Origin of the sequence: Amycolatopsis aidingensis, assembly GCF_018885265.1 — a bacterium.
GTDB classification, from domain to species: Bacteria; Actinomycetota; Actinomycetes; order Mycobacteriales; family Pseudonocardiaceae; genus Amycolatopsis; species Amycolatopsis aidingensis.
This window is the reverse complement of the sequence record NZ_CP076538.1, coordinates 5,237,400-5,257,918: the sequence shown is the minus strand read 5'-3', so window position 1 is coordinate 5,257,918 and position 20,519 is coordinate 5,237,400. Positions and strand designations below refer to the sequence as shown.

General features: G+C 71.8%; 14 protein-coding genes. 3 read left to right on the top strand and 11 right to left on the bottom strand.

Going from position 1 to position 20,519, the window contains the following annotated elements:
• Positions 1-224 precede the first annotated feature (224 nt).
• Both KOI47_RS23865 and KOI47_RS23860 read left to right on the top strand, forming a co-directional pair.
• Positions 225-686: a hypothetical protein gene (locus KOI47_RS23865; protein WP_232376201.1), complete on the top strand. Its 462-nt coding sequence runs from the start codon at positions 225-227 to the stop codon at positions 684-686.
• Between the two features lie 549 nt (positions 687-1,235).
• Positions 1,236-3,080 (top strand): glycoside hydrolase family 5 protein, encoded by a 1,845-nt coding sequence (locus KOI47_RS23860; protein WP_216207612.1) that lies wholly within the window; start codon positions 1,236-1,238, stop codon positions 3,078-3,080.
• A 47-nt stretch (positions 3,081-3,127) separates the two neighbouring features.
• Here the strand turns inward: KOI47_RS23860 and KOI47_RS23855 are convergent, their stop codons facing one another.
• Genes KOI47_RS23855 through KOI47_RS23835 form a run of 5 tightly spaced genes read right to left on the bottom strand, consistent with a single transcriptional unit; the run spans position 3,128 to position 7,994 of the window.
• Positions 3,128-4,372, bottom strand: coding sequence for an ABC transporter substrate-binding protein (locus KOI47_RS23855; RefSeq protein WP_216207610.1), 1,245 nt, complete (start codon positions 4,370-4,372; stop codon positions 3,128-3,130).
• A 5-nt stretch (positions 4,373-4,377) separates the two neighbouring features.
• Positions 4,378-5,520 (bottom strand): branched-chain amino acid ABC transporter permease, encoded by a 1,143-nt coding sequence (locus KOI47_RS23850; protein ID WP_216217499.1) that lies wholly within the window; start codon positions 5,518-5,520, stop codon positions 4,378-4,380.
• 4 nt (positions 5,521-5,524) lie between these two features.
• The gene (locus KOI47_RS23845) at positions 5,525-6,403 is read right to left on the bottom strand and encodes a branched-chain amino acid ABC transporter permease (protein WP_216207607.1); all 879 of its coding nucleotides are present in this window, start codon (positions 6,401-6,403) and stop codon (positions 5,525-5,527) included.
• A complete protein-coding gene (locus tag KOI47_RS23840) occupies positions 6,400-7,185 on the bottom strand; it encodes an ABC transporter ATP-binding protein (RefSeq protein WP_216207604.1) in 786 nt (261 codons plus the stop codon). Before KOI47_RS23840 ends, KOI47_RS23845 begins: the two co-directional genes overlap by 4 nt.
• The gene (locus tag KOI47_RS23835; RefSeq protein ID WP_216207601.1) at positions 7,182-7,994 is read right to left on the bottom strand and encodes an ABC transporter ATP-binding protein; all 813 of its coding nucleotides are present in this window, start codon (positions 7,992-7,994) and stop codon (positions 7,182-7,184) included. Before KOI47_RS23835 ends, KOI47_RS23840 begins: the two co-directional genes overlap by 4 nt.
• 270 nt (positions 7,995-8,264) lie before the next feature.
• Here KOI47_RS23835 and KOI47_RS23830 point away from each other — a divergent pair, with 270 nt between their 5' ends.
• Positions 8,265-10,097: a sialidase family protein gene (locus KOI47_RS23830; RefSeq protein ID WP_232376200.1), complete on the top strand. Its 1,833-nt coding sequence runs from the start codon at positions 8,265-8,267 to the stop codon at positions 10,095-10,097.
• Here KOI47_RS23830 and KOI47_RS23825 read toward each other — a convergent pair.
• Genes KOI47_RS23825 through KOI47_RS23800 form a run of 6 tightly spaced genes read right to left on the bottom strand, consistent with a single transcriptional unit; the run spans position 10,091 to position 20,515 of the window.
• The gene (locus tag KOI47_RS23825; RefSeq protein WP_216207595.1) at positions 10,091-10,675 is read right to left on the bottom strand and encodes a thiamine pyrophosphate-dependent enzyme; all 585 of its coding nucleotides are present in this window, start codon (positions 10,673-10,675) and stop codon (positions 10,091-10,093) included. The genes KOI47_RS23830 and KOI47_RS23825 overlap by 7 nt on opposite strands.
• Positions 10,672-11,175 carry a thiamine pyrophosphate-binding protein gene (locus KOI47_RS23820; RefSeq protein ID WP_216207592.1) on the bottom strand — a complete coding sequence of 168 codons (504 nt, stop codon included), beginning with the start codon at positions 11,173-11,175 and terminating at the stop codon, positions 10,672-10,674. The genes KOI47_RS23825 and KOI47_RS23820 overlap by 4 nt, the downstream gene beginning before the upstream one ends.
• The gene (locus KOI47_RS23815; RefSeq protein ID WP_216207589.1) at positions 11,172-13,673 is read right to left on the bottom strand and encodes a condensation domain-containing protein; all 2,502 of its coding nucleotides are present in this window, start codon (positions 13,671-13,673) and stop codon (positions 11,172-11,174) included. The genes KOI47_RS23820 and KOI47_RS23815 overlap by 4 nt, the downstream gene beginning before the upstream one ends.
• Positions 13,670-14,746, bottom strand: a complete 1,077-nt coding sequence (locus tag KOI47_RS23810; RefSeq protein WP_216207587.1) for a methyltransferase — start codon at positions 14,744-14,746, stop codon at positions 13,670-13,672. Before KOI47_RS23810 ends, KOI47_RS23815 begins: the two co-directional genes overlap by 4 nt.
• Before the next feature lie 7 nt (positions 14,747-14,753).
• Positions 14,754-16,070 carry an MFS transporter gene (locus KOI47_RS23805; RefSeq protein ID WP_216207583.1) on the bottom strand — a complete coding sequence of 439 codons (1,317 nt, stop codon included), beginning with the start codon at positions 16,068-16,070 and terminating at the stop codon, positions 14,754-14,756.
• 5 nt (positions 16,071-16,075) lie between these two features.
• The gene (locus tag KOI47_RS23800; protein ID WP_216207580.1) at positions 16,076-20,515 is read right to left on the bottom strand and encodes a non-ribosomal peptide synthetase; all 4,440 of its coding nucleotides are present in this window, start codon (positions 20,513-20,515) and stop codon (positions 16,076-16,078) included.
• Positions 20,516-20,519 lie beyond the last annotated feature (4 nt).

Below are 20,519 nucleotides of genomic sequence, written 5' to 3'. Positions count from 1 at the left end.
GTCGCCTTGGTGGGGTGTGCGCCCGGCCTCGCCGTCCGTGGGCTTCGCCGCGCGAGTGTCTGTTTCCGACTCGCGGCACGGTCGGCTCGGACGGGCTTGGAGTTGGTCGTGGTGGTCGCCTTCGTGGGGGAGGTCGCCGGCCCGCGCCGGGACGTGTCGGAGGAATACCTGATCGGGCACGATATCGATCGTAACGACGAGCCGTCACGGATCGGGGAGGACCAGTGCAGCCATCCAGCACCGAGAACACGGGGAACATCGGGAACACCGAGAACACGGACGATCCGAAGGCCACAGCCCCTGCCGAGCGGCCCCGCCGGGGGCTGGCCATCGCCTCCCTGTCGATCGGTGCCGTTGGCCTGGTGCTGGCTTTGTCGACGTGGGGCGCCTGGCTGTTCGTGCTGCCCTGGATGCCAGGGACGATGCCGCATTCCCTGGTCACCATTGTCTTCGCGTTGGTGCTCGGCGCGCTGTGGTTCGCCGTGCTGCCCGCGGGCACACTCGCGGTCATTTTCGGAATGGTCGCCGGAGCGCGTCCGGGGGGTGGCGAAAGCCTGGCCCGTGGCGGTACATATCTGGGGCTGCTGGCGGTCGCGGTCGCGTTGGCCGGTGCGGTTGTGTTCATGATGAACGCCTCCGGTTGGGGGTGGCCCGGGTCCGGCGTAAACGACGACCTTCTTCGCTGACCGTGCCGGGGCGTATACCCCTCGGTCAATCTATTTCGGAGAGAAGAATGCCGGAACGCGGGCCCGAGGATGTCGGGAACATGACCTCAGTGTACTCGAACACATATTCGATTTGAACTGATGGCGCGGAAAGGCCGGAAGCTTCACTCGAACGAGTGGCCCGGTGTGGTGGTCCGCCGCGGGCCGGGCACCGTCCATCCCGGAGTGCGGCCGCGGTCCGCCTGGTGAACCGCACGTTGACCGCGTGGTCCGATATTCTTACTGTCGAAACCGATTCACCACACTGGTCCGTCGCCGCGGTCCGCGGTGGCGGCAACCACCCGGTCGTGCGACGGTGGCCACCGAAGCGTCCAGCGGCGAGTCGTGCGAGGATCGGACTTGCCGCTGCTCAGCCAGCCGGGCCGTTGGTTTGCGCCCGGCAACTGAAGGAGTCCTGGTGTGGCGCAGCAGGGGCGCCGCACCAGGACTCCGATTCCGAGTCCATCCCGGCTCCCGTTTCCGCCGTCCGGACCTTGTCGCCGGGGGCCGGCCGCGGTCAAAATGTGAAGGATGTTCATAACGTTGCTGGCGGTCCTGACCGCCGCCACGTCACTGGCCGTGCCCGCGCGGCAACCTGACGTCGGCTGGACCGGGCCGCTCAGCACCCAGGGCCGGTATATCGTCGATGCCGACGGTGACCGCTTCACACTCAAGTCCGGCAACTGGCACGGGGCCAGCGGCACCTGGACCGGCAGTGGTGATCGCGCCGACCCGGCCAACCACCATGCGGGCGAGATGAGCAACGGCATCCCGCTCGGTCTCGACCGGGCACCGATGCGCGAGATCATGGACAGTTTTCACGAGCTGGGCATCAACAGCGTCCGGCTGCCGTTCTCCAACGAGATGATCCGGGACGGCTCGCTGGTCCCGGACGCCGCGGTGGCGGCAAACCCGCAGCTGCGCGGTCGCACCCGGCTGCAGGTGTACGACGCCGTGGTCGAGGCGCTGACCGCGGAGGGCTTCGCGGTCATCCTGAACAACCACACCAACACCTCCAGGTGGTGCTGCGGGGTGGACGGGAACGAGCGCTGGAACAGCAGCCAGACCACCGAGCGCTGGGTGAACGACTGGCTACGGATGGCGCGCCGGTACGTGGACAACCCGCGGGTGGTCGGCGCGGACCTCTACAACGAGGTGCGCCGGGACGTGCTGGACGATCCCAACTGGGGCGGCGGGGACGAGCACGACTGGCACGCCGCGGCGCAGCTGGCCGCGGATCGCATCCTCACCGAGGCCAACCCGAACCTGTTGATCATCATCGAGGGGATCAACTGGTTCGGTCTCCCGGTGGACGGCTTCCCGCACGGTCGGCCGACCCTGGAACCAGCCCGAACCCTCTCGCACACGCTGGTGCGCTCGGACAAGCTGGTGTACTCGGCGCATTTCTACGGCTACACCGGCCCACGGCACAGCGGCGCCACCGGCATCGGCGAGACCAGTGACCCGCGTTACCAGGACCTGTCCCGCGCCGAGTTGTTCGAGGTGCTGCAGCGGCAGGCGTTCTTCGTCACCGAGCAGGGGCGACACTTCACCGCGCCGCTGTGGATCAGCGAGTTCGGCGTCGGCGGCAGGGAGGAGACCGATCCCAAGGCGCGCGCGTGGTTCGCGAACATGGTCGACTTTCTCATTGCCCGCGATACGAGCTTCGCCTACTGGCCGCTGGTCGGCTGGCACGAGGACCGGCGAGGCAACGGCTGGGCACTGGTGCACTGGGATGCCGAGGGCAACCGGATGAGCATCGACGATGGGGACGACTGGCGGGCCGCCGCGTGGCGCAGGCTGGTCACCGCGCCTCGTGGGCCTGCCCGGCCTGCCGACCGCTGGCGGCAGCTCGCTCCGGACCACGCGGACGCCGTGCGTTCCGCGCGGATGCGTGCCGAACCGGACTGGGATCGCGGGGCCCGCAAGGCGGCCTGCCCGGACGGGCTCCGGCTGGTCGGGCTCGGCCACACCGGTGGGCGCGGGCTGTGTTCCGACGCCGGGGGCGGTGCGCCGTGGCGCGGCGGGTACCAGGTGGTGGCCGATGAGCGCCATGTCGACACCGACTGGGCGCCGGGTTACACCAAGTTCCAGTGCCCGGAGGGGCATTTCGCCACCGGCTACGCCTTCCGCGGGGCGGACTTGTCCTCGCTGTTGTGCGTGCGCTCCGGCGGGGTGCTCGGGCAGCGGTCGGAGGTCGTGTGGTTCGACCGGGGCGATTCGCGCCCACCGGCGGCCGCGGGTGGTGATTTCGCGCACGGTCATTACAAGGGCCAGTGTGCCCGCGACGCCTATGTGGCCGGAGTCGCCTGGACCCGGCGCCTCGGCTCGCCCGCAGGGAACCCGGACGCACTGTTGTGCCGGAGCACGAGCTGAGGCCGTTGCCCGTGCGGCGGAAGCCGGGCGGGCAACGGCCTGGTCATTCATTCCTGGTGCGGGGCCCGGTACTCCTTGGCCTCCGTGGCCTCGAACAGCGGCTTGACGTACCGCATCCCGCCTTCCGCGGCCGCGTCCGGCTGGGCGACGTACACCTGCCGGGTGGCCGGGGCACCGGGGACGGAGAAGTCCAGCGGGGCCACCAGGTCACCGGTCTCGGCCGAGGTGGTCTGCTTGAGCGCGGCCTGCACGCCCTCGCGGGTCAGGTCCTTGTTCGCACAGGCCCGCTCCAGCACCGTGCCCCACACCTCGGCGACCGCGTAACCGTAGGGGACTCCCGCGTTCGGCGGCTCGCTGTAGGCGGCCTTGTACTTCTCGGCGACCTCCTGCGCCTTCGGGATGTCCGCCGAGAACGGCACGCTGCTGGCCACCACGTACAGCTTGTCCAGCGCGCCTGCGGCCGGGCTGGAGTGCAGCACCGGGTCGAACACCGGGTTGTTGCCCAGCACCGGGACGTTCAGCCCGAGCGCCTTGTTCGCGGCGAGCACCGATCCGGTCTGGGTCGGCGAGGTGGTCAGCAGGATCGCCTTCACCCCCTCGCCCTTGAACCCGGTGACCACATTGGTCAGATCGTTGTCCGTCGAGGTGATCTTCACCTCGCGCAGGTCCAGGTCGTGCTGCTCGGCGTAGTACCGGGCCCCGCGCAGCCCGTTCGCGCCGTACTCACCGTCGATATAGATATGCCCCACGGTGTCCCCGTCCGCGATCATGCCCTCCTCCCGCAGGTAGGAAAGTCCGTCGATCATCTCCACGTCGTAAGTGGTTCCGACGATCATCAGGTACGGGTTGTCCAACAGCTCCGAGGACCAGGACGCGGGTGCGGCCACCACCTTGTCGGTGGCGAGATTCTGCTTGAGCGCGGCGGTGATCGGGGATCCGAGCAGCTGCACGAATCCGAGCACCTTCGGCTCGATCTGCGGGTACAGGGTCTTCGCCGTATCGGCCTTGTAACCGTGATCCACCTGTTCCAGCCGGACCTGCCTGCCGCAGACCCCACCTTCGGCGTTGACGTCCTCGACCCACAGTTCGTTGCCTTGGGTGATGCCGAGGCCGAGGTTCTTGAACACGCCGGTCTTGTCGGTCATCACGCCGAGGGTGATCTCCGAGTCGGTGACGCCGAGGCCGGTCCGCACCCCAGCGTCGTCGGTGCCCCCGCCCCCGGAGTCCCCGCCCTTGGTGCTGCACGCCGCCAGCAGCGTGGCGGCGCAGGTGAGTGCGAGTAGGCGCTTCATACGGTTCACCGGTCCTTTCCAGAGTGTGTGGTGCGCAGCAGGTCCGTCATCCGGCGGCCGATCGCCGCGAGTCCGCCGGGTTCGAAGAGCACGACGAGCACAATCGCGGCGCCGTAGACGAAGGAGCTGATCAGGGCCGGGGTGAACGCGCCGTCCCCGGTCCCGGTGAACCAGCCCAGATCGGCCGCGTACAGGGAGAGCACCTGGGGCAGGCCGTTCACCAGCAGCGCCCCGACCAGCGCCCCGGAGATCGAGCCGAGCCCTCCGATGATCACCATGGCCAGGAAGGCAATGGAGGTGTTGATGCCGTAGGTGCCGAACTCGCTCTCGTCGGGCTTGAGAATGTCGAACCACAGCACCGTCATCACCCCGGCCAGGCCGGCGTAGGCCGAGGACACGGCGAAGGCTCCGGCCTTGGCGCGGGCGACACCCACGCCCATCACGGAGGCGGCGGCCTCGTTGTCCCGCACCGCCCGCCAGGCCCGGCCGGTGCGGCCCCGGATCGCGCCGCGGGCCAGTACGAACGCGATCACGGTCAGCGCCAGGAACAGGTACCAGACCCGCTCGGCCTGGCGCAGCGGGACGCCGAGCAGTTCGATCTCCGGGCCCGCGTTGGAGAACGGGAACCCGAACAGCTCGAACTTCGCCGGTGGCCGCCCGGTCGAGGTGCCGCCGGTGAGCGACTCCGCGGCCTGCCCGAGGTACAGCCCGAGGAAGACCAGGGACAGCGAGGCCACGCCGAGGTAGATCCCGCGCAGCCGCCCGGCGACCGGGGCGAAGGCGAGCCCGAGCAGGGTGCTGATCGCTACCGCGCCCAGCAGCGCCAGGCCGGGGTCAAGGCCGAGGCCGAGCACCCGCTCGTCCCCGGTGGGGCCGGACAGCACGGTGTAGGAGGTGCCGCCGGCGAGCAGGAAGAACGCGTGCGCGAGGGACAGCTGGCCCGCCTGGCCGATCAGCATGGTCAGTCCGATGGCCCCGACCGCGCCGAGCATCATGTACTGGCCCGCTTTGAGCCAGGCGGCTTCCAGGTACAGCGGCAGCGCGAGCAGTACCACCAGCAGGGCCAGCCACAGTACCGGCCGAACCAGGCGCAGCGCGGACCGCGGCCGGCGGGCCGACGCCGGTGCGGACCTGGTTGGTGCCTCCATCAGCTCAGACACGGGTACTCTCCCTCGTTCCGAACAACCCGGACGGTCGCAGCACCAGCACCACGAGCATCACCAGGAACACCGCGCTCTTGGCGAAGTCGAAGGACACGTACTGCGCGGAGAGGGCTTCCACCAGGCCGACCACCAGCCCGCCCACGACCGCCCCCGCGGTGGAGTCCAGCCCGCCGAGAATTGCCGCGGGGAACGCGGCCAGCGCGATCGAGTGGGTGCCCCTGGACAGCCCGGCGCCGGAGAAGTCCTGGGTGGCGATGAACAGCACCGCGACCCCGGCGAGCATGCCGGCCACCAGCCAGGCGGTCGCGGTCACCCGGGAGCTGCGGATGCCCATCAGTGCGGCGGCCTCCTTGTTCTCCGCCTGCGCCCGCATCGCGATGCCCCAGTTGGAGAACCGGAAGGCCAGGTAGAAACCGGTGATCAGGATCGTGGCGACCACCAGCGCGACCAGGTGGGTGCGAAACAGCGTGATCCCGCCCAGCTGCAGCGGTTGCGCGTCCCATGCCTCGCCGATGAACGGCAGGCTCACGCCAAGCCTGCGCACGATCTCCTCGGTGATGATCACGTCGATCCCGATGGTGAGCAGGGCGAGGCTGTTGGCGTCGGCGAGCCGGGCCCTCGACAGCAGCAGCCGTTCCACCGCGAGCCCGAGCAGCCCGGCGGCGAGGACCCCGCACAGCGCCGCGCCCGCCCAGCCGAGCGCGTCCTTGGTGACCACCACCAGGTAGCCACCGAACAGCACCAGCGAACCGTGCGCGAAGTTGATCACTTCGGTGGCCTTGAAGATGATCACGAAACCCAGCGCGAGCAGTGCGAAGACCGCACCCTTGCCGAGCCCGTTCACCACCAGCTGCAGGAAGGTGTTCACTCGCTCTCCTCGGCCGAGGTTCCCAGGTATGCCTGGATGACTTCCGGATCCGCCTGTACTTGTTCGGGGGCGCCGTCGGCGATCAGCCTGCCGAAGTCCAGCACCGTGATCCGGTCCGCGATGCCCATCACCAGGCCCATGTCGTGTTCCACCAGCAGGATCGAGATCCCGAGCTCCGCCCGGATCTCCTGGATGGTGTGCGCCAGTTCCGCTGTCTCCAGCGCGTTCATTCCGGCGGCGGGCTCGTCCAGCAGCAGCAGGCTCGGCTCCACCGCGAGGGCGCGGGCGAGGTCCACTCGCTTGGCCGCGCCGTAGGGCAGTGCGGCGACCGGAAGATGGAGCCGGTCGGCGAGGCCGAGGAAGTCGCAGATCTCCTCGGCCCGCGCGGTGTGCCTGCGTTCCTGCCGGGTGGTCCACGGCAGCCGCAGCCCGCAGGAGAGGAATCCGCCCCTGGTGAGGGTGTGCCTGCCGAGCAGCACGTTGTCCAGCACGGTGGAGTGCGCCGAGAGGGCGGTGTTCTGGAAAGACCGGCCGATCCCGGCGCCGGCGAGGGTGTGCGGCCTGCGCCGGGTGATGTCCTGCTCGCCAAGTTCCACCCGGCCCGTGCTGGCCCGGTAGACCCCGCTGATCACGTTGAAGCAACTGGACTTCCCCGCGCCGTTCGGGCCGATCAGCGCGTGCAGAGAGCCGGGCCGCACGGTGAAGGACACCTCGGCCAGCGCGGTCAGCCCGCCGAAGCGCAGCGTCACCTCGCGCACCCGCAGTTCGGGGATCGTGTTCATCCGGCCCACCTCGAAAGGCGCCGGGAGCCGGAACGCGCGCGGGCGGCCAGCGCGGCGTCCTGCTGCGCCGCGGCCTGTGACTCGGCGTGCCCGCCGAGGTAGAGGCGCTGCACGTCCTCGCTCCGGGACAGCTCCGCCGCGGGCCCGCTGAGCGCGACCCTGCCGACCTCGAGCACCGCCGCGTGCTCGGCCACCCGCAGCGCCATCACGGCGTTCTGCTCCACCAGCACCACGGCGGTGCCCTGCTGGTGGATCTCCCGGATGATCGCGCCGATCCGGTCGACCATCTTCGGCGCCAACCCGAGCGAGGGCTCGTCCAGCAGCAGCAGTTCCGGGCCGGACATGAGGGCCCTGCCGATGGCGAGCATCTGCTGCTCGCCGCCGGACAGCAGGCCCGCACGCTGCCGGGCCCGGTCGGCGAGCACCGGGAACAGCTCGTGCACCCGCTCGCGGGCCGCGGCCCTGCGCTGCACGGAGGCGGCGCCGATGCCGCCCGCCCGCAGGTTCTCCGCCACGGTCATCCTGGCGAAGACCTGCCTGCCCTCCGGCACGCCGACCACGCCGAGATGCACGATCGCGGCCGGGTCCAGCCGGTCGATGCGGTTGTCCCGGTACCGGATCTCGCCACCGACCACCGCCCCGCGGTGCATCCGCAGGGTTCCGGACACCGCGCGCAGCAGGGTGGACTTGCCTGCCCCGTTGCTGCCCAGCACGGCGAGCACACCGTTTGGCGGGACATCCAGGTCCACGCCGTGCAGGGCCGTTACCGACCGGCCGTACCGGACATGGAGGTCACGCACGCTCAGCACGGGGATTCCCCTCTCGCACGCCGTTTCCCACCCGACCTCCTCGCGCTTGTGATCCGGGTCACTGGCAGTGGCGGACATCTTTGTTCGGGCGAGCGGAGATCGGGCACCCCCACGTGGAGAGGTAGCGGGCATTCCGTTGCGAGCCTGTGATCAGGCGGTTCGGGTGGTGGAGCCAGCACGGAGGGTGTTCCGGCGCGCAATTATATGCGAATTGTTTCCTGGTGGAATAGTATTTTCTCGTTCTGTTTTCTTGCGGGAAAGGTAATTGTTGTGCGGAGACGAAGAGCGCTGACGGTGCTGGCGGTGGCGCTGGCCGTGGGCGTCGGCGGCGGCGGAGCCGTCGCCGACGTGTCTACAGTGGATACTCAGGAGGCGGTGGCCGATCTCGACGGCAGGGCCATCCTGAAACCCGGCACCCACGGCTATCACTGCTACCGCATCCCGGCACTGGTCACCGCGAACGACGGCACCCTGCTGATGTTCGCCGAAGGCCGCAAGCCGGACTGCTCGGACACCGGGAAGCACGATGTGATCGTGGTGCGCTCCTCCGACGGCGGGCGCAACTGGAGCGATCCGCAGGTGGTGCACGCGGGCGTGGACGCAACGGCGCACAATCCCGCCCCCGTGGTGGACCGGGAAACCGGCCGGATCTCGCTGCTCACCACGCGCCGGTACCGGACGGCCTGGGCGCAGTACAGCGAGGACAACGGCCGCACTTGGACCGAGCCTCGGGAGGTCACCGGCGATGTGAGCCTGGACGGCTGGACCCAGTACGCCACCGGTCCCTCGCACGGCATCCAGCTCACCCGGGGAGAGCACGCAGGCAGGCTCGTGGTGGGCACCACCCACCGCGCCGCGGACGGCAGCAAGGGCGGTTCACTGGTCTACAGCGACGACGGCGGGCTCAGCTGGCGACTGGGGGCCTACGATCATTCGGCCGCGCCGGGGCTACAGGTGCAGGAACTGTCGGTGTACGAGCGGCCGGACGCCTCCCTGGTCGCCTTCGCCAGGGACCAGAACCCGGACAACGACACCACGGTGGCCTCGGCCGTGTTCACCGACGGTGGCACGACGGTGGCCGAGCCGTTCCACGCCGGCCGGGCGGAGAAGTCGCTGACCGTGCCCACGGTGCAGGCCTCCACCCTGGAGCTGCGGGCGACGGACAAGGGGGACCGGTACAACCGGGTGCTGCTCGCCTCGGCGAGCAGGCAGGGCGACCGCACCAGGGAGCGGATGACGATCAGGTCCACCTTCAAGGGCGGGGACGAGTGGGTCTCGCCGAGCGGGGGCACCGTGATCTACCAGGGGATGTCGGCGTACACCGATATGACCCTCATCGGCCCCGGCACCGTGGGCCTCGCCTACGAGCGGGCGCAGCAGTGGTCGCACGGTTACCTGTGGTTCACCACCTTCACCGAGGCCGATCTGGGGCTGCCGGACGGGGACACCGCGGCCCTTCCGGTGACCCCGGACGACTCACCGCACGGGCTGGACGCCTGGCTGCACGGCGGCGCGGGCCTCGCTCCCGGCCGGTTCGGCCGGGCGGCGTCGCTGGACGGCTCGGACGACTATGTGCAGCTGCCCTTCGCGGAGAAGCTGGCCACCAGCGGCGGGGACTTCACCTGGACGGGGTGGTTCAACTATGGGGCCAGTACCGCGGAACAGGCCCTGCTGTGGGCGTACAACCTCGGCGCCGAGCGTTCCCAGCTGTGGTTGCGGGCCGAGCCGGGCAACGGCCGCATCCGTGCGTGGGCGGAGTACGGTCCGGCTGGGCCGGTGGCGCTGTCCACCCAGGGCGCCTACGCCGACCGTTCCTGGCACCATTTCGCGTTGCAGCGTGAGGGTGGGGTGTTGCGGCTCTACCTCGACGGCGAGCTGGCCGCCTCGGCCTCCGGCCTGAGCGGTTCGGTCAGCCCCAGACGGCCGTTCCAGATCCATCTCGGGCAGCGGCTGGACGGAGCGAACCGGCTCCGTGGTTCGCTGGACGAGGTCCGCCTCTACGGCAGGGCGTTGAGCGGGGCCGAGGTCGAACGACTCGCCACCTCGGCAGGGGGCCCTGCCGAGGGCCTGCGCCTGCACCTCCCCTTCGACCTGGCCTACTGATCCCGCATCCTCGACGGGGCAGTGGAGCAATGGGTGGTGAAGCGGTGGGCGTGGGCGGGGAGGTGCAGGTCGATGCGGGGCGGCACCGGGGGATCGGGCTCGGTCAGCACGCAGCGCAGGAGCACCGGCCCGTTTCCGGTGGCCAGTTCGGTGCGAAGCAGTTCGGCGAACTCGGCATCGCCCGCCGTATCGGCGGCCATCCGGTAGCCGGAAGCCAGGGCCAGGGCACACAGGTCGGCCCGCGCGGAGGGCACCTGCTGGCCACCGGTTGAGGCGTAGCTGCCATCGTCGAGCAGCACGTGCACCAGCGGCAGGGTGGCCAGCGCGCCCGCGGTGACCAGGCAGGCCGGGTTCATCAGCACGCTGCCATCCCCGTCCACGATCACCGTGGTGCGCGCGGTCTCCAGCGCGACGCCGGTGCCGATGGCGCAGGCCAGGCCCATCGAGCCGGTCATGTAGAAGTTCCCCTGCCGGTCGCCGAGGTGCCGCGCGATCCGGCAGGCGTACCCGGTGGTGAAGACGATCGGCTCGTCCGTGGTGGCCGCCAGCACGGCGCCGATCGCGGTGGTCTTGTTCATGCCCGCCACCCGAAGGCCGCCGGTGGCACGAGTAACGCCGCCGCGCGCCGGTCCCGCCGGGCCCGGTCCAGGAACCCTGGCACCTCCGGCGATCCCACGGTCTCCACCGGAATGTCCAATCCGGACAGCACGGGTACGGTGAGCCCGCCCATCGGCTGGTTCTCCGGCGTCGGATCCGGTCCGGTTCCGCGCAGGCTCACCACCAGCAGCAGCGGGATGCGGTAGGGCACGACCAGGGAGGCCAGCACGTTCACCGACTGTCCGAGACCCGAGTTCTGCATGAGCACCACCGGGAAACGTCCGGCCAGCGCGGTGCCCGCGGCGACGCCGACGGCATTGTCCTCCCTGGTGATGGTGCGCATCTCCGCTTGGCGTTCCAGCTGCCGGTACAGCGGGGCGAGGATGCCGCAGGGGGTGCCGAAGAACGGTGCGAAGCCGGCTTCGGCCAGCTGTGCGCACAGTTCCTCGGCGAGCTGCCCGGCCGGTGGGGAAACCGTCATCGTGCCGCCTTCGTCGTTCGTATCTCGATGGTGCCGTCCGGCCGCGAGCGCGCAGGCAGGCCGGTGCGCAGCAGCCGGGACCCCGGCCGCTGCGCGTACGGGTCGGGCAGGAACCGTTCCGCGCTCGGCCCCGGCCTGCCCAGGTAGCCGGCGGCCACCGTGGGACCGGTGAGGCACAGCTCGCCGAGGGCTCCCTCGGCGGCCGGTTCCGCGCGGGCGTCCAGCACGCAGGCGCCCACCAGCGGTCCCGGCGTGAGCACCGCCGGTTCCGTCCCGGTCAGCAGCGGCCCGGCACCGGCGCACTCGGCGAAGCCGAACCGGCGCACCAGCCGGACGTCGGGTGGGCACTCCGGTAGCGGTAGCTCAGGACCGCCGTCCACCAGCAGGGTCCGCTCCGGCCGGAGCCCACCCAGGAGGTCCACAGTGGACTCCGTGACGGCCAGCTGGTCTACCCGCGCGGAGTCGTCCGGGTCCAGCCGGTGCAGCGTGGCTCCGGCCAGCAGCCCGGCGAGCAGCATGGGGACCAACAGCGCATCGGGCTGCGCCGGTGCCAGCCCGATGCGTTCGCCCGGCTCCGGCCGCAGCAGGTCGCCCAGCGCCCGCACGCCTGCCGCCAGCCCGAGCCCGGTCAGCACGGCCTGCTTCGGCAGGCCGGTGCGGGCGGGCAGGCCGCACAGCCATGCCGCCGCCCCTGGCGGCCGCCGCACCGGTTCGCCGGTGGATGGCGGCGCGTGCTGGTCCGCCGCGAGCACCGGCACCTCGACCGGTGGCAGTGCCAGGCCCGCGGCGGCGACCAGGGTGCCGATCCCGGTGTTGCGCACCAGGAAGCCCAGCCGCGCCGCGGGCAGGTCCGCGGCGAGCAGCAGGAACGGCCTGCCCGCGTACAGCGCGGCGAGCACGCCGGTGGCCAGCGGCGCGGCCCCGGCGCCGGGCAACAGCGCCACCGGCGCGGTGCCGCCCGCGGCGAGCCGCTCGCCCAGCGCGGCGGCGGCGCCCGCGAGTTCCGCGTAGCTCAGCCCGGATCCGTGGCCGCCGGAAACGGCCGGTTCGGCGGCACGCTGCCGCGCCACGGCCGCGAACCGGGACCACACCGGCTGCTCAGGGACGGCACCCTCGGGGCGGGCGGCCGCGACCAGCCGCCGCTGCTGCGCCTCGCCAAGCATCGGCAGCCGGGACAGCGGGGTGTCCGGCCCGGCTACCCCGGCGGCCAGCACCCGGGTGTAATGCCCCGCGATCGCCCGAACGGAGGCGGCTTCGAACAGGTCGGTGGCGTACTCCAGCACGCCCACCAGCCCGCCGTCCTGCTCGAACAGGTCGAGGTGCAGGTCGAAGCGGGCGGTGGTGGCCGGGGTGTCCTCGTCGTCCATCCCCATCGAGGCCACCTCGTTTCCGCCCCCGGCGTAGCCGCGGTCGGGCAGGAAGTTGAACCCGAGCTGGAACAGTGGGTGGCGACCGGGATCGCGCCGCGGTGCCAGGGACTCCACCAGCAGATCGAACGGAGTCCGCTGGTGTTCCCATGCCGACAGCGCCGTCTCCCGCGCCCGCCGGACAATCTCCGCGAAGCTCGGGTCGCCGGAAAGATCCGTGCGCAGCACCAGCGTGTTCACGAACATGCCGATCAGCGGCCCGAGCTCGGGCAGGTCGCGCCCGGCGACCGGGGTGCCGACCACCGTGTCCGGTTCTCCGGACAGCCGGGCCAGCACGGCCTGGAACGCGGCGAGCAGCACCATGAACGGGCTTGCCCCGTGCTGGCCCCCGTAGGCTCGCACCGCGGCGGCGAGCTCGGCAGGGACGCTGAACCGGACCTGGGCGCCCCGGTGGGTGGCCCGTGGCGGGCGCGGGTGGTCGGTGGGCAGGGAGTGTGTCTCCGGCAGGCCTGCCAGCCGGGTACGCCAGAACCGCAGCTGCCCCTCCGCCGCCGGGCCGGTGACCTGATCCCGTTGCCAGGCACTGAAATCCGCGTACTGGATCGGCAGGTCCGGAAGGAGCGGCCGGGTTCCCTCCGCGGCCGCGCGGCACAGCTCGTGCAGCTCGCGGCGCAGGTTGAAGATCGAGGTCGCGTCCAGTACCGCGTGATGCGCGACGAAGATCAGGTGCCATTCGGTGGCGGCGCAGCGCACCAGCCGAGCCCGCCACAGCGGGGGCCGGTCCAGCTCCAGCGGGGTACCGGCCTCGGCCGCCAGCAGCCTGCGCACCTCCCGTGCGCGTTCCGGTGGCGGCAGCTCGGTGCGGTCCTCCACCGGCAGTTCCGGGGACGCGGGCGGGTACACCACCTGCACCAAGGTGCCTTCCCGCAGGCACAGCGCGGTACGCAGGGTCTCGTGCCTGCGCACGATCTCCGCGAGGGCCGCGGTGAGCTGCTCGGCGGTCACCCGGTAGGGCAGCCGGTAGTCCACGCCCAGCAGGTACAGCGGGGTGTCCGGGACGAGGCTGCTGGACAGCCACATCCCCTGCTGGGCGTAGGACGCGGGGAAGGCCTGCCCCTGCGCCGCGGTCACGGCGCGTCCCCCGCGGGTTTCCTGGCCACCGCGAGGTGGTCGGTGGGCAGCTTGCGCAGGGTGCTCCACTCCGGCTGCCGGAACCCGGCTCCGGTGAGCATGGCGTCGATGCCCGCGCGGTCGTGGATCCGGCCGCCCTGGGTGTGGAACAGGTTCAGGCTGAACGCCCGGATCATCGCCTCATCCGCGACCGCGTCGGGATCGGTGCTGGATCCGGCGTCGGTGAGCTGTTCCAGCACGGCGACCACCCCGCCGGGGCGCAGCGCCCGGTGGACCGCGGCCAGCAGCGCGGCGTTCTGCTCGGGCCGGTTGCCGTGCACGATGTTGAACAGCAGCGCGACATCGTAGCCGGAGCCGAGGTCATCGGCGAGGATGTCGTGTGCGTGCAGGCAGACTCGCTCGCCGAGCCCGGCCGCCTCGACCGCTTCCTTGCCTGCGGCCAGCGCGGCAGGCAGGTCGAGTACGCGCGCCCGCAGCCCCGGGTGCCGCTCGCAGAAGGCGATGCTGTACCTGGCGTGCCCACCACCGACGTCGAGCAGCCTGCCACCCCGCTCCGGAACAGGGACCAGCTCGGTCACTTCCCCGGACAGCCAGGAGGCCAGCGTGCCCAGCATCCGCTGGAACTGCGCCGCCGGGCCCGGGTGGTCCTCCAGCCAGCCGTAGAAGTCGGCGGCGGGACGTCCCGCGCGCACGGTGTCCTCCAGGTCGTCCCAGAGCTCGAACAGCAGGTGCTGCCACAGTGACACGGTGGGCAGGAAGCTGCCCGCGACCCCCTCGCGCAGCCATTTCCTGGTGCTGGGCGCGCAGGCGTACCGCCCGTCGGTGCGGGTAAGGTAGCCCGAGCTCACCAGGACCTCCAGCAGCAGCCGCAGGGCGTGCTCGTCCGCGCCGATCCCGGCGGCGAGTTCGCCCGCGGTACGCTCCCGTTCGCCGAGCTCGGTGAACACGCCCAGCCGGGCCGCCGCGCCCACCGCGCGGAAGGCCACCGCCGCCAGCAGGTCCAGCTGTGCCGCCGGGGCATCCAATGTAGACATGTAGGCCCTGGTTTCCTCGGGGCCGAGCGAGAACGGCATGGTGCTCCTAGCGTGCGGGTGCGGGTTCGGTCGGCTCGTCGTCGGTGACGGCGTCCGGCAGCTCGTCCTCCAGCAGGCGCAGCCGCCGCAGCCGGGAACCGGCGATGGCGAGCAGCACCAGCAGCAGCCCGATCACCGCGTACAGCAGCGCGATCCCGCGGCCGGGTCCGGTGCCGAGCAGTGAGCCGACGCTGCCTGCCAGTGTTCCGCCCGCCCGCATGGCGGGTTCGAACACCAGGTCGGCGAGCGGGCCCGCGATCAGCGCGCCCAGCGGGGTGGCCGCCTGCCACAGCACCCGCGCCAGCCCGGTGACCCTGCCGAGCGCGTCGGAGTCCACTTTGGTCTGGAAGACGGTCATCACGCAGCCGTTCACGATCGGCAGGGTGAACAGGAACACCGGCGCGACGATGGCGATCAGCAGGGCGGAGGGGGCCAGGCTGTGCAGGGCCAGCGCCAGCCCGCCGATCCCGGTGAACAGCAGGCTGCCGTGCACCTTGCGGCGCGGACCGCCCCATGCCGTCATCACCAGGGTGCCCGCGAACAACCCCGCGCCGCCGACGAACATCAGCAGCCCGAGGGTCGCGGGCGAGCCGAAGGCGAGGATCAGCGGGCGGATGAGCACCTCGGCGAAGGCGAACAGCAGGTCGAACAGGGCCGAGAAGCCGATCAGCCACAGCAGTCCTGGCCGCCCGGCCAGGTAGCGGAAGGCGTAGCCGAGATCGCCGAGCATCGACCGTGGCCCTGCCTTGCCCTCGGTGGCCTTCGTCGCGCCCTCGGGCAGGCGGGTCACCAGCAGCGCGGTGGCCGCGAGGACGAAGGTGCCGAGGTCGAGCAGCAGCACCCCGTCGACGTCCAGTGTGGACAGCAGGATGCCGCCGAGCACCGGTGCCGCGGCCGCCATCGCGAAGTTGACCTGGAACAGGCCGTTGATCCGGCCGAGATGCCGCTTGGGCACCAGCTTCGGCACCAGGGTGAAGTAGGCCGAGCTGTGGAAGACGCCCGCGGCCGCGGTGCACGACGTGGTCAGGTACAGCTGCCACACCTGCAACTGGTCCGCCCAGTACAGCACCGCGACCACCGCCGTGGGCACCGCGGCCGCGAAGTCGGCGATGATCATGATTTTCTTGCGGTCCCAGCGGTCGGCCACCACGCCTGCCACCGGGGCGAGCAGGATCCCCGGCACGGTGTTGGCGGCGGTGACCAGCGCCAGCTGGGTCACCGATCCGGTCACCTGGTAGACCCAGACGGCGAGCACGAAGCCGGTCAGCGCGGAACCCACCACCGAGACCAGCTGGCCGCCCCAGACGAGCGCGAACGGGCGCATCCGCCTCACCTCTCCGTCGGGCGGGGCAGCACCCCGCGGTCGATCAGATGCCGCAGGTAGGTGCGCAGCAGCGCGGCGTCCACGGCGGGGTAGGCGAGGCCGGCCGCGGCCAGCTCGGCTTCGGTCGCCGTGCAGTCGAAGACCGGCAGCCGCTCCGGCATGTCGTATCCGGTGAACACCCCGATCGGCAGCTCCTCGCCGGCATCCAGTGCCTCGCCGGTGCGGCGGTGCCATTCCTCGGGGTGTACCGGGGAAACCGGGAACCCGAGCTCGCGCAGGCTCGCGCCGAGCTGTTCCCCGGTGGTGGTGTGCGGGTTGTAGAAGTGGAACTCGCCACCGCGGCCGCGCGGGGCTCGGGAGAGCCGGGCGATCGCGGTGGCCAGGAAGTCGGCGGGCGCCATGTCGAACGGGGTGCCCGAGGTGGGGGCGCAGCCGAGCCGGACGAAGGTGGCGAGCATGCGGGCCAGCACGTCCCCGGGTTTGCTCTCCCCGGTGCGGCTGTCCCCGGTGACCCGTGCCGGCCGGTACACCGAGACCGGCAGCCCTCGCTCGCGGGCGGCGCGGGCCAGGGCGTCGGCGACCCATTTGCTCTGCGCGTAGGGGGAACCCATCCCCTCCGGGTGGGCAGGCTGGTCGGCTTCGGTGATCACCGCACCCGCGTAGGCCGAGCCGAAGAACACCCCGAGGGTGGAGATCACGTGGGTGATCTTCCGCCTGCGGCGCCCGGCGAGCCGGAGCACCTCGACCGTCCCGGTCACGTTGTCCGGCCGCAGCCGTTGGTAGGGCAGCACCACGTTGACCAGCGAGGCCGAGTGGTACACGGTGTCGAGCGCCGTGCACAGCCGGTCGTAGTCCGCCGCGGGCAGGCCGAGCCGTGGCCGGGACACGTCGCCTGGCAGGGCCACGATCCGGCCGGTGTAGCCGGGTTCCCAGCCGGGACAGCGGCCCAGCACCTCGTGCAGCCGGGCCGCGGCCGCATCCGCCGAGGGGGCGCGGACGAGGCAGTGGACCCTGGCGGTGGTGTCCCGCAGCAGCTGGAGCACCAGCCGCGCACCGATCAGGCCGGTCGCGCCGGTAACCAGGATTTCCTCCGGTGCGGTGGTTTCCGTGCCGGAATGGTCGGTTGTGGACAGATCGGCGCAGACGTCGTCTGGTAGCACGGTCTCGCCGTGCAGGTCGGTCCCCGGTTCCCGGCGCGCGGGTTGCGCCGTGCCGGGCCGGGCCCCGCGCACGGCGGCGGCGAAGGCGGCCAGGTCGGGCGCCTCGAACAGGGCACGCACCGGCAGCCGTACCCCCAGGTCCGACTGCACCTCGGCCAGCACCCCGGCGGCTTGCAGGGAATGGCCCCCGAGGTCGAAGAAGTTGTCCCCGGTGCCGATGTCGGGCACACCGAGGGTGCGGGCCCAGATGTCCGCCAGCGCCCGCTCGGTGCCGCCGTCCGGCGGCACGTACGCGGGCCGGGCCAGCGCCTCCTGGCCGGGCGCAGGCAGCGCGGCGTGGTCCACCTTGCCGTTCGGGGTCAGCGGCAGGGCGCCGACCGGGACGAACCCGCTGGGCACCAGGTGGTCCGGCAGGGTCGCGGTCAGGTCGGCGCGTAGCCGCGCGGGCTCCACCGCCCCGTCCGCGACCAGGTAGGCGACCAGTCGCGCCGGTTCCCCGTGCGCGACCACCGCGGCCTCCCGCACCTGGGGATGACGCTTGAGGGCGGCCTCCACCTCGCCGGGCTCGATCCGGTTGCCGCGGATCTTCACCTGGCGATCGGCGCGGCCGAGGAACTCCAGGTTGCCGTCGGCCCGCACCCTGGCCAGGTCGCCGGTGCGGTACATCCTGGCGCCTGCCACCGGCGAGAACGGATCGGCGGGGAACGCGGCCGCGGTACGGGCCGCATCGTGGAGATAACCCCTGGCCAGGCCGGATCCGCCGAGGTAGAGCTCGCCCGGCACACCGGTGGGCACCGGCCGCAGGGCGCGGTCGAGCACGTAGGCCCGTACCCCGGGCAGTGGCCGTCCACAGGGGACATTCGTTTCGCCGAGCTCCGCGCCGTCCACCGTCCGGTAGGTCAGCGCGCACACCGTGGCCTCGGTGGGGCCGTAGTGGTTGTACAGCGGCACGGCGCCACCGGTGAGCCCGGCCCAGGTCCGCAGCGTGTCCCTCGGCACCTGCTCACCGCCGACCATCAGCAGTTCCAGCGGCCCCTGGTCGATCCGCCCTTCCCCGGCGAGGTCGCTCACCCACTGCCGCCAGATCGCGGCGGCCGTGTCCACGGCGGTGATCCGGTGCCGGGCGCACAGCTCGCGCAGCACCCGCGCGCTCAGTGCGGAAGGCTCGGCGACCGGCATCAGGGCGGCGCCACTGATCAGCGCGGGGAAGATGTCGCCTGCCGAGGCATCGAAGCTCAGCGGCGGGACCATCAGCAGCCGGGTCCCCTCGCCGATCCCGTGCGCGTCCCGGAACGCCGTGGCCAGGTTCGCCAGTGCACCGTGCCGCACCATGACGCCCTTCGGCTCGCCGGTGGACCCGGAGGTGTGGATCACGTACGCGAGCTGCTCCGGCCGGATCGCGGGCAGCGGTGGCATCGGCCCGCCCTGCCCGGCCGCTTCGTCCGGTACGACGACGGTGCCGGGGAAGTCCGCGAACAACCCCCGGTGCGCGGAGGTCGTGACCACGGCCGGTGCGCCGGTGTCGGCGAGCAGGAAGGACAGCCGGGACACCGGGTGCCCTGGATCGAGCGGGACGTAGGCACTTCCGGACAGCAGGATGCCAAGCAGCCCGGCGATCGCGTCCACCCCGGCCGGGGCGCACAGGCCGATCGGGACGTCCGGCCCGGCGCCTGCGGCTGGCAGCCGCCTGGCCACCTCGCGCGCCCGGCGCAGCAGCTCGGCGTAGCTGATCTCCTCATCCGGTCCGATCACCGCGGTGGCCTCCGGCGACCGCGCGGCGCGGGCGGTGATCAGCTCGGTCACCGGCACCGGCGTCGGGGCAGGCGGGCCCGCGGCCACCCGTTCCAGCTCGGCCTGCCCGACCAGATCCACGGTGCGGGCGGGCCTGCCGGGCTCGTCCACCATGGCGCGCAGCACCCGCACCAGACCGGCAGCCATCCCGGACACGGTGGCCGGGTCGAACAGGTCCGCGTCGAAGTCCAGGTGCCCGCGCAGGCCCTCCGGCGCGTCGGTGACCACCAGGGTCAGGTCGAACCGCGCCGGGGTGGCGCCGAGCCCGGCAGGCCGCACCCGCAGCCCGCGTTCCTCCCGTCCGGGCGGGGCCGGGTTCACCACCAGCATCACCTGGAACAGCGGGTTGTAGCCGAGATCGCGGACCGGGTTGACCCGCTCGATCACCTCCTCCAGCGGTACGTCCGCGTGGCTGAGCCCGGACACCGCCACCTGCCGCGCCCGGTCCAGCACCTCCGCCAGGGTCGGCTCACCGGAAAGGTCCATCCGCAGCGCGAGCGTGTTGACGAACATGCCGACGATGTCGTTCAGCTCGGGCAGGCTGCGGTTGGCGACCGGGGATCCGACCACGACGTCGGTTCCGTCGCTGTAGCGGCCGAGCAGTACCGAGAACGCGGCCAGCAGCACCATGAACGGGGTGGCCTCGGTACGCCGGGCCAGCTCGTGCACGGCCGTGGACAGCTCGGCCGGGATGGGCACGGTGACGCTGTCCCCACGGAACCGGCGGACCTGCGGGCGTCCGCGCTCGGTAGGCAGCTCCAGCAGCAGCGGCGCCCCGGCCAGGTGCCGTGCCCAGTACTCCAGGTCGCCGCCCCCGCGCCGGTTCCGCCACACCAGGTAGTCGCCGAACCGAACCTCGGGTTCCGCCTCCTGCGCGTCCTGACCGTCCACAATGTTCTGATATGCGGTCAGCAGGTCGTGGGTGAGGATGCCGAGGGAGAGGTCATCGCACACGATGTGGTGCGCGCACAGCACCAGCACGTGCTCGGTTTCGCCGCGGCGGATCAGCGCTGCCCGCAGTAGCGGGGGCCGGTCCAGCCGCATCGGCCGCCCGGTCTCCTCAGCCGCCAGTTCCCGCGTCCGGTCTTCCGCGTCCTTGGTGGACAGTCCGGAGAGGTCGTACTGCGCCAGCCGCACCGGGGTGGCATCGGCCGGTTCGGTGATCACGTGTACCGGCCGGCCCGAGTCGTCGGCCCTGATCGCCGCCCGCAACGCCTCGTGCCTGCGCACCACGGCATCCAGCGCACCGGTCAGCGCGGCCACGTCCACCGGCCCGGTGAGCCGGTAGGCCGCTGGCATCAGGTACGCCGCCATATCGGTGCCGCCGCGCGCCAGCTCGTCCAGGAACCACAACCGGTGCTGGGCGGAGGACAGGGGTACCTCGGCTCCTGGCGCGCGGCGCGGCACCGTGCTCTGGCCGGAGAGCCGGAACCCGTCCCTGGCGAGCAAGCGGGCCAGCAATGCCTCCCGCGCGGCCGTGGATTCGGCTGTCATCGCG

What these genes read in the sequence shown, in the direction of transcription:
- KOI47_RS23860 (WP_216207612.1), top strand. Translation starts at nt 1,236, where the DNA reads ATGTTCATAACGTTGCTGGCGGTCCTGACCGCCGCCACGTCACTGGCC.
- KOI47_RS23855 (WP_216207610.1), bottom strand. Translation starts at nt 4,372, where the DNA reads ATGAAGCGCCTACTCGCACTCACCTGCGCCGCCACGCTGCTGGCGGCG.
- KOI47_RS23850 (WP_216217499.1), bottom strand. Translation starts at nt 5,520, where the DNA reads ATGGAGGCACCAACCAGGTCCGCACCGGCGTCGGCCCGCCGGCCGCGG.
- KOI47_RS23840 (WP_216207604.1), bottom strand. Translation starts at nt 7,185, where the DNA reads ATGAACACGATCCCCGAACTGCGGGTGCGCGAGGTGACGCTGCGCTTC.
- KOI47_RS23825 (WP_216207595.1), bottom strand. Translation starts at nt 10,675, where the DNA reads ATGAACAAGACCACCGCGATCGGCGCCGTGCTGGCGGCCACCACGGAC.
- KOI47_RS23820 (WP_216207592.1), bottom strand. Translation starts at nt 11,175, where the DNA reads ATGACGGTTTCCCCACCGGCCGGGCAGCTCGCCGAGGAACTGTGCGCA.
- KOI47_RS23810 (WP_216207587.1), bottom strand. Translation starts at nt 14,746, where the DNA reads ATGCCGTTCTCGCTCGGCCCCGAGGAAACCAGGGCCTACATGTCTACA.
- KOI47_RS23805 (WP_216207583.1), bottom strand. Translation starts at nt 16,070, where the DNA reads ATGCGCCCGTTCGCGCTCGTCTGGGGCGGCCAGCTGGTCTCGGTGGTG.
- KOI47_RS23800 (WP_216207580.1), bottom strand. Translation starts at nt 20,515, where the DNA reads ATGACAGCCGAATCCACGGCCGCGCGGGAGGCATTGCTGGCCCGCTTG.